We start from the raw sequence: 13138 nt of genomic DNA on the forward strand, positions 1-13138 counted from the left end.
CACGCACAGGCCATACTTTGATCAATAGTACCCGCTATCCATGACGTCTGCACTTAAAGATTTTCCATCCAAGATACGCCAGTGGGCGCAGGAACTGGGCTTCAGCGACGTGGGCATCACCCGGCCGGAGACCGGAGTCCACGCCGAGCGCCTGCAGGCCTGGCTGGATGCCGGCATGCATGGCGAAATGACCTGGATGGCGGACCATGGCGACAAGCGCTACACCCCGACGTCACTGGTGCCGGGCACCCATCGCATCATCTCCGTGCGCATGGACTATCGCACCGCACCGGACAACCCCGCGGAGGTCCTGCAGGACCGGGAAAAGGCCTACGTCACCCGCTACGCCCTGGGCCGGGACTACCACAAGCTGATCCGCAAGCGCCTGACCAGGCTCGCCAAGGCCATCGACGACGAGCTGGAAGGCTACGACTACCGGGCCTTCACCGACAGTGCCCCGGTACTGGAGAAAGGCCTGGCCCAGCGCGCCGGCCTCGGCTGGATCGGCAAGAACACCCTGGTGCTGAACCCGTCCGCCGGCTCCTACTTCTTCCTGGGGGAAATCTTCACCAACGCGCCCCTGCCGGAGACCGAGCCCTTCGAGAAAAACCACTGCGGCACCTGCAGCGCCTGCCTGGACACCTGCCCCACCAACGCCTTCGTGGGCCCTTACGTGCTGGACGCCCGCCGCTGCATCAGCTACCTGACCATCGAACTCAAGGGCTCGATCCCGGAGGAACTGCGCCCGCTGATGGGCAACCGGGTGTTCGGCTGCGACGACTGCCAACTGGTCTGCCCCTGGAACCGCTTCAGCAAGCCCACCGCAGAAGATGATTTCAGCCCCCGCAACAACCTGGACAACACCACCCTGGCGGAGCTGTTTATGTGGACGGAAGAGGAATTCCTGAAACGCACCGAGGGCTCCGCCATCCGCCGTACGGGCTACGAAGGCTGGTTGCGAAACATCGCTGTTGGCCTGGGTAATGCCCCCTCCACGATCCCGGTTATCGAAGCCCTGAAAGCCCGGGCAGACCATCCATCAGAGTTGGTCAGGGAACATGTGAAGTGGGCCCTCGAAAGGCATGGACTGGAAGCCATCGGATAGTTGATGAAACCAGGCCCAAGGGGTGTTTGGGAGGGCAGTCCCGGTAGATTTCGTAACCGCCCCATGGGTGAGACAAACAGTAATGAAGCATACCACCTGACCCGGAGAGGGCGATTGGGAGGGTCCTTCCGGTCATTTTCGTAACAGCGCCATGGATGGCGCGGAGCAAGGCCGGTCCACGGATGGGCCGTGAATTGCGGTGGAGAAAATGACCGGAAGGACCCTTACAAGCGCCCGCCCTGCTACCAAGCACCCGCCCTGCACCAAAGCCCCCAACTCAGAGTTTAAAAAACGTCTCCCGATAATGCTGAAGCTCGGCAATGGAATCGCGGATATCATCCAGGGCCAGATGCGTGCCCTTCTTGCGAACCCCCTCCAGCACATCCGGCCGCCAGCGCCGGGCCAGCTCCTTGATGGTACTCACATCCAGGTTCCGGTAGTGGAAAAAACCCTCCAGGCGCGGCATGTACTTCACCAGGAACCGCCGATCCTGCCCGATACTGTTACCACATAGCGGCGACTTCCCCGGCTCCAGATACTGGGCGAGGAAATTCAGCGTCTGCTCCTCCGCCGCGGACTCCGTGATCGGACTCTCCTTCACCCGCCTGGTCAGACCGCTGTTGCCATGGGTCGTGGTACACCACTCATCCATGGCATCCAGCACCTCGTCGGACTGATGGACCGCCAGCACCGGGCCCTCGGCAATCACCTTCAGGTCCGAATCCGTCACAATGGTCGCGATCTCGATAATCCGTTCCTTCTCCGGATCCAGACCCGTCATCTCCAGATCAATCCAGACCAGACGATTGTTGTCTGCCTCAGCCATGGTGTCCTCCGCCACAGTATTACTTTGGAAAGCCCCTCAACGTCCCGGAAGCGATCCGGAAGTTGTTCAGAGACTCCTTGGGTCAGGTATGATGGACCATCCCAACTTCCAGAACAATCAGGACACCCATGGCCAGGCGCCGCCTCAGCAAGCAGCAGCAACACCGCATCCGCAAGATCCAGGAAGAACGGGCCCGCCGGGCCGGCAAACGCGAGCAGGCCATCAACGACCAGCGGGAAGCCGGCGAACTGGGCCCCGAACAGTCCGGACTGATCATCGCCCACTACGGCCAGCAGCTCGACGTGGAAGCCCTGGACGGCGATCACCAGGGGGAACTGTTCCGCTGCTTCGTGCGCGCCAACATCGACAGCCTGGTGACCGGCGACCGGGTGATCTGGTGCCGGGGGGATGACAACACCGGCGTCATCGTCGCCCGCCAGGACCGCCACACCCTGCTGCAACGCCCGGACAACTTTGGCCAGCTCAAACCGGTGGCCGCCAACATCGACCACATCGTGCTGGTGATCGCACCGCTGCCGGAACCCCACGACAACCTGATCGACCGCTACCTGGTGGCCGCCGAGAATACCGATATCCCCGCCGTCATCCTGCTGAACAAGTCCGACCTGCTCAACGACGACAACCGGCACCGGCTGGAGCCCATGCTCGACCGCTACCGGAACCTCGGCTACCAGGTCATCACCGCCTCGGCGCACCATCCCGACCGGCACGATAACACCATTACCTCACTGGTCCGGGGGCGCACCAGCGTCTTCGTCGGCCAGTCCGGGGTTGGCAAATCCTCGATTATCCAGACCCTGGTGCCAGAGCATGAGTTGAAGGTGGGCGCCGTGTCGGACAGCACCGGCAAAGGCATCCACACCACCACCACCGCACGACTGTTTCACCTGGACCGTGGGGGCGACCTGATTGACTCCCCCGGCATCCGCGAATTCGGCCTCTGGCACATGACACCGGCGGAGATTGAATATGGCTTCCGGGAGATCCGGGAGATTACCGGCCTGTGCCGGTTCCGGGACTGCCGCCATCAGGGAGAGCCGGGCTGTGCCCTGGAGAAAGCGGCGCAGGAGGGACGCATCGCCCCCCAGCGGCTGCAGAGCTTCCGGCGGATAAGGCAGGATATGGCCGAACAGCAGGCCCGGGGATTGAAGCTCTCCTGATATCTCAGCCGACTACCAGTCCAGTTCGCCCGGCTGTACCGGCTCCTCTTCCCGGTCCCAGTCACCGCTTTCCAGCTGCTCCCGGGCCGCTTCCTGCTCTTCCTCGGTGGGCTGGGTCAGATCGATCAATGGCTCGCCGGAACGGCTGGCCCGACCCTGAATTTCGCCGGCTGCCTTCTTGTTCAGCACAATGATCGAGATCCGCCGGTTAACGGGAGCGGTGGGATCCTCCTGATCAAACAGCACCGAGTCGCTGAGCCCCACCACACGGCCAATCTGCTCCGGGCGCACACCACCGGTCACCAGCGCACGGCGGGCGGTATTCGCCCTGTCCGCCGACAGCTCCCAATTGGTGTAACCCGGACGTCCGCCAAAGGGGGTGGCATCGGTGTGACCGGTGATGGAAAGCTTGTTGGGCACCGAGCCCAGAGGCTTGGCCAGTTCAAAGAGAATGTCCTGGGAATAGTACTTGAGCTGGGCGCTGCCACTGTCGAACATGGGGCGCTGGGAACGATCAACGATCTGGATCCGCAGCCCCTCGTCGGTTATATCAATCAGCAGCTGGTCCTTGAATTCATTCAGGGTATCGCTGCTCTCGATGCGTTCGCGGAGGTCCTGGAACAGTTCCTCCATCTGCCGCTGCTCCAGTTGCTGCGCCATGGTCTCGATGCGCTCGTCATCCACCGGGACCTCATTGCCGGCCTGGTCCGCGGCGCTGGCTTCCACCACCGACGCGCTGCCCCCCAGGTCCACGGGGTTGCGGCTGCCACCTTCGGTGTAGCCTACCGGGTCCTTGAAGTACCCTTCCAGGGCCCGCTTCTGTTCCGGCGAGGTATTGGTGGTCAGCCACAACACCAGGAAGAACGCCATCATGGCGGTGGCGAAATCGGCAAAGGCGACTTTCCAGGACCCACCATGGTGGCCTGCCGCAACCTTCTTGACCCGCTTTACAATGATCGGTTGATTTTCCACTACGCCACCTGTTCAGAGCGCCCTGGTTGCCAGCTACTTGGAACGAACGTGATCATTGAGTTCCTGGAAATCCGGTCGCTTGTCGCTGGGCAATGCCTTGCGGCCAAACTCGATCGCCATCTGCGGGGCCTGGCCCGACACGGTCGCGAGGATGGCGGCCTTGGCGCATTCGTAGGCCTTGAGCTCGTACTTGGCATGATGCTCCAGGGCGATGGAGGTGGGCCCGACAAAACCGTAACCCAGGAAAATACCCAGAAAGGTCCCCACCAGGGCCGCCGCCACGCTGAGACCGATCTTCTCCGGTCCCTCGGTCATGTAATTCATGGTGATCACGATGCCCAGCACCGCCGCCACGATACCCAGCCCCGGCAGGGCGTCGGCGATCTTGTTCAGGGCATGGGCCGGCTCTTCCAGCTCGTGCTGACGGGTATCCAGTTCCTGATCCATCAACCCCTCCAGTTCATGGGGGGCCATGTTGCCCGCACTGATGATGCGCAGGTAGTCGGTGATGAACGCCGTCAGGTGCTTCGATTTCATGACCGCGGGATAGCGGGTGAAGATCTGGCTCTGTTCGGGGTTGTCGACATCTTCCTCAATGGACATCACCCCCTGTTTGCGGGACTTGTCGAAAATGTCGTACATCAGGCTCAGCAGGTCCATGTAGAACGCCTTGTTGAATGGCGTCCCCGTGATCAGGCGCAGACTGCCGGCAACGACCTGCTTGATGGTATGAAAGGGATTGGCAATGATGAACGAGCCGACGGCCGCCCCGCCGATGATCAGGACTTCGGTGGGTTGCCAGAGCACCATCAGGTTGCCACCGTGAAGGACATAACCTGTGAGCACACAGGCCAGGACAATGACCGAACCGAGTATCACACCCATGAAACGCTACTACACCTGTATTGGTTTGTGGGCACAGCGACGGCATCCTTACCGTGCCAAACGCCGATGCCAGACATGAACGGCAGGTTATGCGGTCTTCTGCCATGATAGCAATGACTTTTTGTAACCACGAAAAGCATAAACCATTTCTACCGGCCCGCGCGGGTTTGCTAAACTTCCGCGCCCCGTGACCAGAGACCCCAACCCATGCTCGACCGGCTTTTCGTCCTAGTACAATACGTCCTGCCCCAGATCCTGATCTCCCGGATCGCAGGAAAACTGGCCGACAGCAGCCCGCCCGCCGTACTGAAGAACGCGGTCATACGCTGGTTTATCGGCCGCTATGGCGTAAACATGAGCGAAGCCTCCGAGGAGGACCCGACCCGCTACCCCTCCTTCAACGAGTTCTTCACCCGTGAGCTCAAGCCGGGCGTTCGCCCCATGGCCGGGAACGACCACACCATCGTCAGCCCGGTGGACGGCACCATCAGCCAGATCGGACGGATCGAGCGTGACCGGGTGTTCCAGGCCAAGGGCCAGTCGTTCAACCTGACCGAGCTGCTCGGCGGCGATGGGGAACGGGCGCGCCCCTTCGTGGACGGGCAGTTTGCCACCATCTACCTGGCTCCCAAGGACTACCACCGCATCCATATGCCGCTGGCGGGGCAACTCCAGGAGATGGTCTATGTGCCCGGTCGCCTGTTCTCGGTCAACCCGGTGACGGCCGCCGCCGTGCCCCGGCTGTTCGCCCGTAACGAGCGGGTGGTGGCCACCTTTGACACCGAGGCCGGCCCCATGGCCATGGTCATGGTGGGGGCCATGATCGTCGGTAGTGTGGAAACCCGCTGGGCAGGCATTGTGTCGCCCACCAGCGGTCGCCGTGAGGTGAGTTCGTCCGACTACCGCCACCTGTCCAATACCATTCGCTATGGCCGGGGCGAGGAAATGGGGCGTTTCCGCCTGGGCTCCACGGTTATCCTGCTGTTCCCGAAGGGCGCCAACCGCTGGCAGAAGGAACTCAGGACCCGGTCGGTGGTCAGGCTGGGCGAAGCCTTCGGTGAGGTCACGCGCGCTCCGCGGGAAACGCCAGCACCTCGCTGATATCGCTGGCGCCACACTTCAGCATCAGCAGCCGGTCCAGCCCCAGGGCCACCCCGGCACAGTCCGGAAGGCCGGCTTCCAGCGCCGCCAGGAAGGCCTCATCCTCGGGCATTTCCGGCTTCCCCAGGCTACGGCGACGGGCATTGTCCTGCTGGAAGCGACGACGCTGTTCCTCCGGGTCCGTCAGCTCCCAATAGCCATTGCACAGCTCGATGCCCCGCACATACAGCTCGAAGCGGTGGGCCACCGGGTGCCCGTCCTCAACGGAAATTCGCGCCAGGGCCGCCTGGCTGGCCGGGTAGCGGGTGACGAATACGGGGCGGTCAAAGCCCAGTAACGGCTCAACCCGGAAGCTCATCAACAGGTCCAGGCAGCCGTCCCGGTCCAGCTCCGCCAGCAGGCTGCTTTCCCCCACCAGCGGGCGACAGGCGTCCCGCAGGTCGGCCAGGCTGGCCTCGAACGGATCAATACCGGCATGATCCAGCAGCAGGTGGCGATAACCGCACCGGTCCGGTTCCGGCAGGTCCAGCCAGCCACACACCAGCGCCGTCACCTCCGACATCAGCGCCTCGTCATCAAAGCCGGGACGGTACCATTCCAGCAGCGAGAACTCGGGGTTGTGGCGCCGCCCCCGTTCGCCATCCCGGAACACATGGCTGACCTGGTAGATGCTGCCACTGCCCGCCGCCAGCAGGCGTTTCATGTGGTATTCCGGCGAGGTCTGCAGCCAGCCCCGCCCCGGGTACTGTCCCGCCACCACCGTTGGCGAGGCGGCAACACTGTCGATATTGACATCGGTGACGCCATGGCGACCCAGCACCGGCGTTTCCACCTCCAGCACCCCCCGGTCCGCAAAAAAGCCGCGCACCCAGCGTAGCTGTTGTGCGCGGCTTTCCAGGATTCCGCGACTGGCGGTGGGCCGCCAGGATGCCTCTGCCGGCGAGGTTTCCCGACCGGATGCCATCATCGGCTCCCGATCAGGTCTTCACGCGGCTGACGTATTCCCCGGTACGGGTATCCACCTTCAGCACTTCGCCGATGGCGATAAACAGCGGCACGTTCACCACCGCGCCGGTGGACAGTGTGGCCGGCTTGGAGCCACCCTGGGCGGTATCGCCCTTCATGCCGGGGTCGGTTTCCACCACCTCGAGCTCCACGAAGTTCGGGGGGGTCACGGTCAGCGGCGAGCCGTTGTACAGGGTGACCGTGTAGACGTCCTGCTCCTTCAGCCACTTGACGTTGTCGCCCACGGCCTTGGCGTCCGCCGGGAACTGTTCAAAGGAACCGTCGGTCTTCATGAAGTGCCAGAACTCACCGTCCGTGTACAGGTATTCCATGTCCTGGTCGATGACGTCAGCGGCTTCCAGCGTCTCGCCGGACTTGAAGGTACGCTCCCACTGGCGGTTGGTCATCAGGTTACGGAGCTTGACGCGGTTGAAGGCCTGGCCCTTGCCGGGCTTGACGAATTCATTCTCGAGGATGATGCAGGGGTCGCCATCAAGCAAAACCTTAAGACCGCCGCGGAATTCATTGGTAGAATATGATGCCATGAAACACTCACCTGAAAAGACGCTGTTGGAATGTGAAAGTCCGCTATGATACAGCGAACCGCCGCCCGTATAGAAGCCCGTGATCCCGATATCGAAGGCGCCTCCTGGCAGAGCCTGCTGGCCCGGTCCATCACCGACCCGGCCACCCTGCTGCAACGCCTGGGCCTGGATTCGTCCCTGCTGGAGGAAGGCTCCCGTGTCGGTCATGCCGCCTTTCCGGTGAGGGTTCCGGAGCCCTGGCTGGCACGCATCCGCTACGGTGATCCCGCCGACCCCCTGCTGCGCCAGGTACTGCCGCTGGCCGATGAGGGCGAGGAACGCCCCGGCTTTGTCACCGACCCGTTGCAGGAAGCCGATGCCACCGCCGCACCGGGGCTTATCCGCAAGTATCGCAGCCGGGCCCTGCTGATGGTGACCGGCCAGTGTGCCATCAACTGTCGCTACTGTTTCCGCCGCCACTTTCCCTACGAAGACCACCGGCTGACACCCCGGCAGCGGGAGGCGGTTATCGACAGTCTCCGGGCAAGCCCGGAAATCAACGAGGTTATCCTCAGTGGCGGCGACCCCCTGGCCGTGAACGACCACCTGCTGGCGCAATGGGCCTCGGCACTCTCGACGGTGCCCTCGCTGACCCGCCTGCGCATCCACAGCCGTCTGCCCGTGGTCATCCCCCAGCGGGTCGACGACGCCCTGCTGGAGTGGATCGGCTCGTCCCGCCTGAATGTGGTGATGGTGGTCCATATCAACCACCCCCGGGAAATCGACGACCAGGTCTGTCGCGCCATGGCCAGACTGAAACAGGCAGGGGCCACACTCCTGAACCAGAGCGTGATCCTCAAGGGGGTGAACGACGACCCGGACACCCTGCAGGCACTCAGCGAACGGCTCTTTGATGCGGGCATCCTGCCCTATTACCTGCACGGCTTTGACCCGGTGGCGGGCGCGCATCACTTCGACGTCAGCGACCAGCGGGCCCGGGAACTGGTCCGCCAACTGCAGGCCAGACTGCCAGGCTACCTGGTCCCGAGACTGGTGCGGGAGGTCCCGGACCGGCCCGGCAAGACCCTGCTGGACGTTGGTATGGAGTAGTACCGGACAGCCGGTACGTAAGCCGGCTGACGGTAAATCATTGCGGATGTTACGCTGGCCTGAAAGTACCTGCCCCTGCCGGCAGTGACCGGACTGGCTTTCTGTAGCGTATTTGCTATTTTAAGGATAGTCTCGGAGTATCCTATAACAATTTGTAATTCCGGAAGAATCCCCCCAGGATGAAGCGGGCCCGGTCAACTCAACTGCCCGCACAGGCACGCATTCGCCGTCTGCGCGAGAGGTAACACTGGTTAAAAGAATGCAGAAACCCGAACTCACCGTTCCCGAACCCAGGATTGCGAGCCTGTCGTTTTGTGATGCCAGCCCCAAGGCCTTCCGCTATTGGGTGGACCACCTTCCCATGGCCAACCTGGGAGAATTGTCGCGGCAGCTCTACCATGCCATTATCGAGCTCAACCAGCTGTTCTGCTCGCCGACACAGCGGCTCCAGCTACTGGAACTGATCCGGCCCCGGTTGCATTTTGTCTGTGCCGAACTCTCCCGCCATTACCTGGGGATGGCCATTGCCCTGCCGGAGAAGCAGCGCAAGATTGCCAACCTGTCCCAGGCACTCCAGCTCCACCTGGCCTCGGGCTACAAACTCACCATCATGGAACTGCTGGACAGCGGCAATATCGAACGCCAGCGCAAGCCCCTGGCCCAGGCCTGCCACCGGGCCATCACCGAGCTGGGGGCCACCATCCTTCGCTCCCAGCAGCTCTACACCGCCAACCCGGCCGGCAGCTGGCGGGAAAGCCACAGACTGTTCCGCTTTGCCTGCAAGCATGACCTCCAGGCCCTCACGCTCAATGACGATCAACGTCCAAGGCGGCAGGAATCCACGGTTACCGACGCCTATGTCCAGACCCTGCTGCTGGGATGCGCCCGGGCCAACCAATTGCGTCAGAACGAGATGGAACAGGCGTCGGAGCTATTCGAACTCTGGGCGCCGGAGGTACGATGCGCACCGGATCTCACGGCGTCCGCGGTGTTCCTGGTCAATATGGAAAGTGACGCACCTCCGTGTTATCACTCCCTGGCCCCGGAGACTACCGGCAAGGCCTGGTGGGGGTTCGACACGGCCGCGCTGGCCAACCGCATCAGCGCCCACCTGCACGCCACCGGTGAAGTCAGGGGTAAAGCCGGCAAAAAGGCCGACACGGGCACCGATCTGCCCCTGATCGCCGGCGCCAGCGATACCCTGTTGTCCCACCTGGGCCAGGCCCTGGCACTGCTGACCCAGCGTAACTTCAACCGACTCAGCTCCGATGGCCAACTGGAAATCTGTGCGGGGCTGACGCCGGTGCACTATTTCATCGCCGGCGAAAGGCCGTTCAACGAATTCGTGATCGGTAACTCCGCGGACTCCGCGACCGGTCGCGACAACCGCTTCATGAAATCCCCGCGCCAGGACGCCTGGTCCGAGGCCTTCGATGCGGGCATTTCCGACGAACGGATACTGCCCTCGGCGGACACCCCCATCGACTATCAGGCCACCAGCACCCAGACCACGGACGGCGCCGGCCGGAACCTTCCACGGTCCTACCTGACACGGATCGTGAACACCAGCCCGGGCGGGTATTGCGTTGTCTGGAGCGCCAGCATTCCAGCCAGCCTCCAGGCCGGCGAGATCCTGGGGGTGCGGGAGCATCGCCACCACCCGTGGAGCGTCGCAATCGTGCGCTGGCTGCGACAGAGCCGTGGCGAGGGTACCCGCGTGGGTATTGAGGTGATCGGCCCCAATGCCACCCCCTGCGGCGTGCAACTGATCCAGAAGACCGGCAATAGCAGCGAGTTCCTCCGGGGCCTGCTATTGCCCGAAATTCCCGGTGCCCATCAGCCCCGGAGCCTGGTCACACCGAACCTGCCGTTCCAGACCGGAAGCCGGATCAGCCTGCTTCATGAGGGTATCCAGGACCAGGGCACCCTTGGTCACCGGATCGCCGCCACCGGCAGTATCAGCCAGTTCGAGCTGCGCCTGTACAGTCGGCCGGATGAAGCAGGCCCTGAGCCCGGCGGCAAGAAAAACCCCTTCGGCACCAGTGAAGACGAATTCGACTCGCTGTGGCCGAACCTGTAGCCAAATGATGCACAAATAAAAACAAGCCCACAAAAACTGCGCGCCAGCTCCCGCTACCGGTAGCACGGGCTTGTTATTGGCCTTCATCCTCTGCATCATTTGCGGTTACCGGTTTACAGATGTGCCCGCCCGCACACCGTGATAATGGGTGCGACGTGGAGCGCACCACCCTGGCAATGGATGGCCCGTTGAAGAAAACCGTGCCCAGGTTGGCACCCGACAGACAGCGAGACCGCCAGCGCATGCAGAAGCAAAAGAGCACCGTCCATCTCCTGATCATGGATCCGTCCCAGAACGACGCCGAATCCCTGGTCAGCCTGCTGAGGAATTCCGGCCGCGCCACCCGCGCTCACCGGGTCACCTCCGAGGAAGACCTGGACGAGGCCATCCGGACCGGCCAGTGGGACCTGTTCCTGGCCAGGGATTCCCAGGCGGATTTCATTCCGGACGACGCCCTGGCCATGATCCGCCGCCTGGACAAGGATATCCCCTTCGTCCTGCTGACAGAGGATGAAGACAGCGAGCGGTCCCTGAGCATCATGAAGGCCGGGGCCCAGGATACCGCGCCGGTGAAGGAAACCGAGCGGCTGATGCTGGTCATCAACCGCGAGCTGACCAACCTGGAGGAGCGTCGCCGCCGGCGGGTACTCGAGTCCCACCTGCGGGAATCCGAGCAGCGCTGCCAGCTATTGCTGGAAAGCTCCAAGGATGCCATTGCCTACGTCAACGATGGCATGCACATCTACGCCAACCAGGCGTATATGGAGTTCCTGGGTTACGACGACCTGGACGAACTCATGTGTATCCCTCTGCTGGACACCCTGGCCCCGCAGAGCCAGGACGACCTGCGCAAGTTCATGAAGGGCTTCTCCGAAACCCACGAGGACGGCATGAAGCTCAACTGTGTCGCCCGGCGCAGCGACGAGCAGGACATTAACATCACCATGACAGTGTCCGCCGCCACCTACGATGGTGAAGCCTGCATCCAGGTGGTGGTCCAGCCCGAGCACAACGATGCCGAGTTGCAGGAGAAAATTCGCGAGATCAGTAACCAGGATCTGCTGACCGGCCTGAACAACCGCCAGTACCTGATGGAGCGGCTCACCAGTGCCATTGCCATCGCCGGCGAGAAGAACGAGACCGGCGCTCTGGCCTATATCGGCATCGACGGCTTTGTCACCCTCAAGAACGATCTGGGCATCGCCGGCACCGACCTGCTGCTGCGGGACTTTGCCGCCCTGCTGGAGGAGCAGACCAACGACAGCATGACCCTGGCCCGGGTCAGCGACGAGGCCTTCTGCATTCTGGCCCTGCCGCTGGAGGAACAGGCCATGGCCGACCTGGGCGAGGCCATCCGCAAGACCGTGGATGACCACCTGTTCGATATCCAGGGCCGCACCGCCCAGGTGACCGTCTCCATCGGGGTGGCCGCCATTACCGAGAACGCGCCCAAGGCGGCGGATCTGCTGGGCCGGGCCCACACCGCCCATAGCGCGGTCAGGAGTCAGCCGGGCCACGAGAACGGCAACGGCGTGGTGACCTACAACCCGGCGGACTACGAGAAACTGGACGACGCCAACTCCATGGACGCCATCACCAAGGCCCTGGAGGAAAACCGGTTTCGCCTGCTGTTCCAGCCCATCATCAACCTGCGCGGTGAAGGTGAGGAGCATTACGAGGCGCTGGTGCGGATGCTCGACAAGGATGACAAGGAAGTGTCCCCCTACGATTTCCTGCCCCCCGCCGGCCCGTCGGACATGGCGATCCGCATCGACCGCTGGGTGGTGCTGCAGACCATCAAACAGCTTTCCCAGCACCGCAGCCGGGGGCACGATACCCGCCTGTTCCTGAACGTGACGGCGGAAACCCTGCAGGACAAGACCTTCAGCCAGTGGCTCAGCGTGGCCCTGAAGGCAGCCAGGTTGCCCGGGGATTCACTGATCTTCCAGATGCGCGAGGGTGATGCCAACAGCTATCTGAAGCAGGCCAGGGAGTTTGCCAAAACGCTTCATGAGCTGCACTGCAAGGTGGCCATCTCCCAGTTCGGCTGCGCCCTGAACCCCTTCAACAACCTCAAGCACGTGGACGTGGACTACGTGAAGATCGACGGCTCCTTCACTGAGGAAATCCAGAAGAACGACGAGGCCAAGGCGCAGGTGAAAGAGATGGTCGAATCACTCCAGAAGAGCGGCAAGCTGACCATTATCCCACTGGTGGAGAACGCCTCGGTACTGGCTACCCTGTGGCAGGCGGGGGTCAACTACATCCAGGGCTACTACCTGCAGGCCCCGGTTCCGGAAATGAACTACGACTTCGGCGACCAGTAACGGCCCACAAGGACGCCCTGCC

11 protein-coding genes are annotated in these 13138 nt (G+C 62.7%); 6 read left to right on the forward strand and 5 right to left on the reverse strand.

Annotated elements, in window-relative coordinates:
* Positions 1-40: 40 nt before the first annotated feature.
* Positions 41-1105: a tRNA epoxyqueuosine(34) reductase QueG gene (gene queG, locus RO069_RS05265; RefSeq protein WP_328185733.1), complete on the forward strand. Its 1065-nt coding sequence runs from the start codon at positions 41-43 to the stop codon at positions 1103-1105.
* A 277-nt stretch (positions 1106-1382) separates the two neighbouring features.
* Here queG and orn read toward each other — a convergent pair whose 3' ends face one another.
* Positions 1383-1931 (reverse strand): oligoribonuclease, encoded by a 549-nt coding sequence (gene orn / locus RO069_RS05270; protein WP_328185735.1) that lies wholly within the window; start codon positions 1929-1931, stop codon positions 1383-1385.
* A 128-nt stretch (positions 1932-2059) separates the two neighbouring features.
* Here orn and rsgA point away from each other — a divergent pair, with 128 nt between their 5' ends.
* A complete protein-coding gene (gene rsgA, locus RO069_RS05275) occupies positions 2060-3112 on the forward strand; it encodes a small ribosomal subunit biogenesis GTPase RsgA (RefSeq protein ID WP_328185737.1) in 1053 nt (350 codons plus the stop codon).
* Positions 3113-3124: 12 nt separating this feature from the next.
* Here the strand turns inward: rsgA and motB are convergent, their stop codons facing one another.
* Together motB and motA are read right to left on the reverse strand one after the other, a co-directional pair.
* A complete protein-coding gene (gene motB / locus RO069_RS05280; RefSeq protein ID WP_328185738.1) occupies positions 3125-4084 on the reverse strand; it encodes a flagellar motor protein MotB in 960 nt (319 codons plus the stop codon).
* Between the two features lie 33 nt (positions 4085-4117).
* A complete protein-coding gene (gene motA / locus RO069_RS05285; protein ID WP_328185739.1) occupies positions 4118-4969 on the reverse strand; it encodes a flagellar motor stator protein MotA in 852 nt (283 codons plus the stop codon).
* A gap of 207 nt (positions 4970-5176) precedes the next feature.
* Here motA and asd point away from each other — a divergent pair, with 207 nt between their 5' ends.
* Positions 5177-6070, forward strand: coding sequence for an archaetidylserine decarboxylase (gene asd / locus RO069_RS05290; RefSeq protein ID WP_328185740.1), 894 nt, complete (start codon positions 5177-5179; stop codon positions 6068-6070).
* Here the strand turns inward: asd and epmA are convergent.
* Together epmA and efp are read right to left on the reverse strand one after the other, a co-directional pair.
* Positions 6033-7034: an EF-P lysine aminoacylase EpmA gene (gene epmA / locus RO069_RS05295; RefSeq protein ID WP_328185741.1), complete on the reverse strand. Its 1002-nt coding sequence runs from the start codon at positions 7032-7034 to the stop codon at positions 6033-6035. The two genes, asd and epmA, sit on opposite strands and share 38 nt — an antisense overlap.
* A 13-nt stretch (positions 7035-7047) precedes the next feature.
* Entirely contained in the window at positions 7048-7620 is a 573-nt protein-coding gene (efp, locus tag RO069_RS05300) for an elongation factor P (RefSeq protein WP_328185742.1), read from the reverse strand.
* A gap of 45 nt (positions 7621-7665) precedes the next feature.
* Here efp and epmB point away from each other — a divergent pair, with 45 nt between their 5' ends.
* The 3 genes from epmB (at position 7666) to RO069_RS05315 (ending at position 13116) form a co-directional block, all read left to right on the forward strand.
* Positions 7666-8709 carry an EF-P beta-lysylation protein EpmB gene (gene epmB, locus RO069_RS05305; RefSeq protein WP_328185743.1) on the forward strand — a complete coding sequence of 348 codons (1044 nt, stop codon included), beginning with the start codon at positions 7666-7668 and terminating at the stop codon, positions 8707-8709.
* Between the two features lie 259 nt (positions 8710-8968).
* Positions 8969-10789, forward strand: coding sequence for a GTPase (locus RO069_RS05310; protein ID WP_328185745.1), 1821 nt, complete (start codon positions 8969-8971; stop codon positions 10787-10789).
* A 242-nt stretch (positions 10790-11031) separates the two neighbouring features.
* Positions 11032-13116, forward strand: coding sequence for an EAL domain-containing response regulator (locus RO069_RS05315; protein ID WP_328185747.1), 2085 nt, complete (start codon positions 11032-11034; stop codon positions 13114-13116).
* Positions 13117-13138 lie beyond the last annotated feature (22 nt).

The sequence above is a fragment of the Marinobacter sp. OP 3.4 genome (genome assembly GCF_036224885.1).
Lineage (GTDB): Bacteria > Pseudomonadota > Gammaproteobacteria > Pseudomonadales > Oleiphilaceae > Marinobacter.

Bases quoted from the DNA above. Each gene is read 5' to 3' on its own strand.
- queG (WP_328185733.1), top strand. From the start codon at position 41: ATGACGTCTGCACTTAAAGATTTTCCATCCAAGATACGCCAGTGGGCG.
- orn (WP_328185735.1), bottom strand. From the start codon at position 1,931: ATGGCTGAGGCAGACAACAATCGTCTGGTCTGGATTGATCTGGAGATG.
- rsgA (WP_328185737.1), top strand. From the start codon at position 2,060: ATGGCCAGGCGCCGCCTCAGCAAGCAGCAGCAACACCGCATCCGCAAG.
- motA (WP_328185739.1), bottom strand. From the start codon at position 4,969: ATGGGTGTGATACTCGGTTCGGTCATTGTCCTGGCCTGTGTGCTCACA.
- asd (WP_328185740.1), top strand. From the start codon at position 5,177: ATGCTCGACCGGCTTTTCGTCCTAGTACAATACGTCCTGCCCCAGATC.
- epmA (WP_328185741.1), bottom strand. From the start codon at position 7,034: ATGGCATCCGGTCGGGAAACCTCGCCGGCAGAGGCATCCTGGCGGCCC.
- efp (WP_328185742.1), bottom strand. From the start codon at position 7,620: ATGGCATCATATTCTACCAATGAATTCCGCGGCGGTCTTAAGGTTTTG.
- epmB (WP_328185743.1), top strand. From the start codon at position 7,666: ATGATACAGCGAACCGCCGCCCGTATAGAAGCCCGTGATCCCGATATC.
- RO069_RS05310 (WP_328185745.1), top strand. From the start codon at position 8,969: ATGCAGAAACCCGAACTCACCGTTCCCGAACCCAGGATTGCGAGCCTG.
- RO069_RS05315 (WP_328185747.1), top strand. From the start codon at position 11,032: ATGCAGAAGCAAAAGAGCACCGTCCATCTCCTGATCATGGATCCGTCC.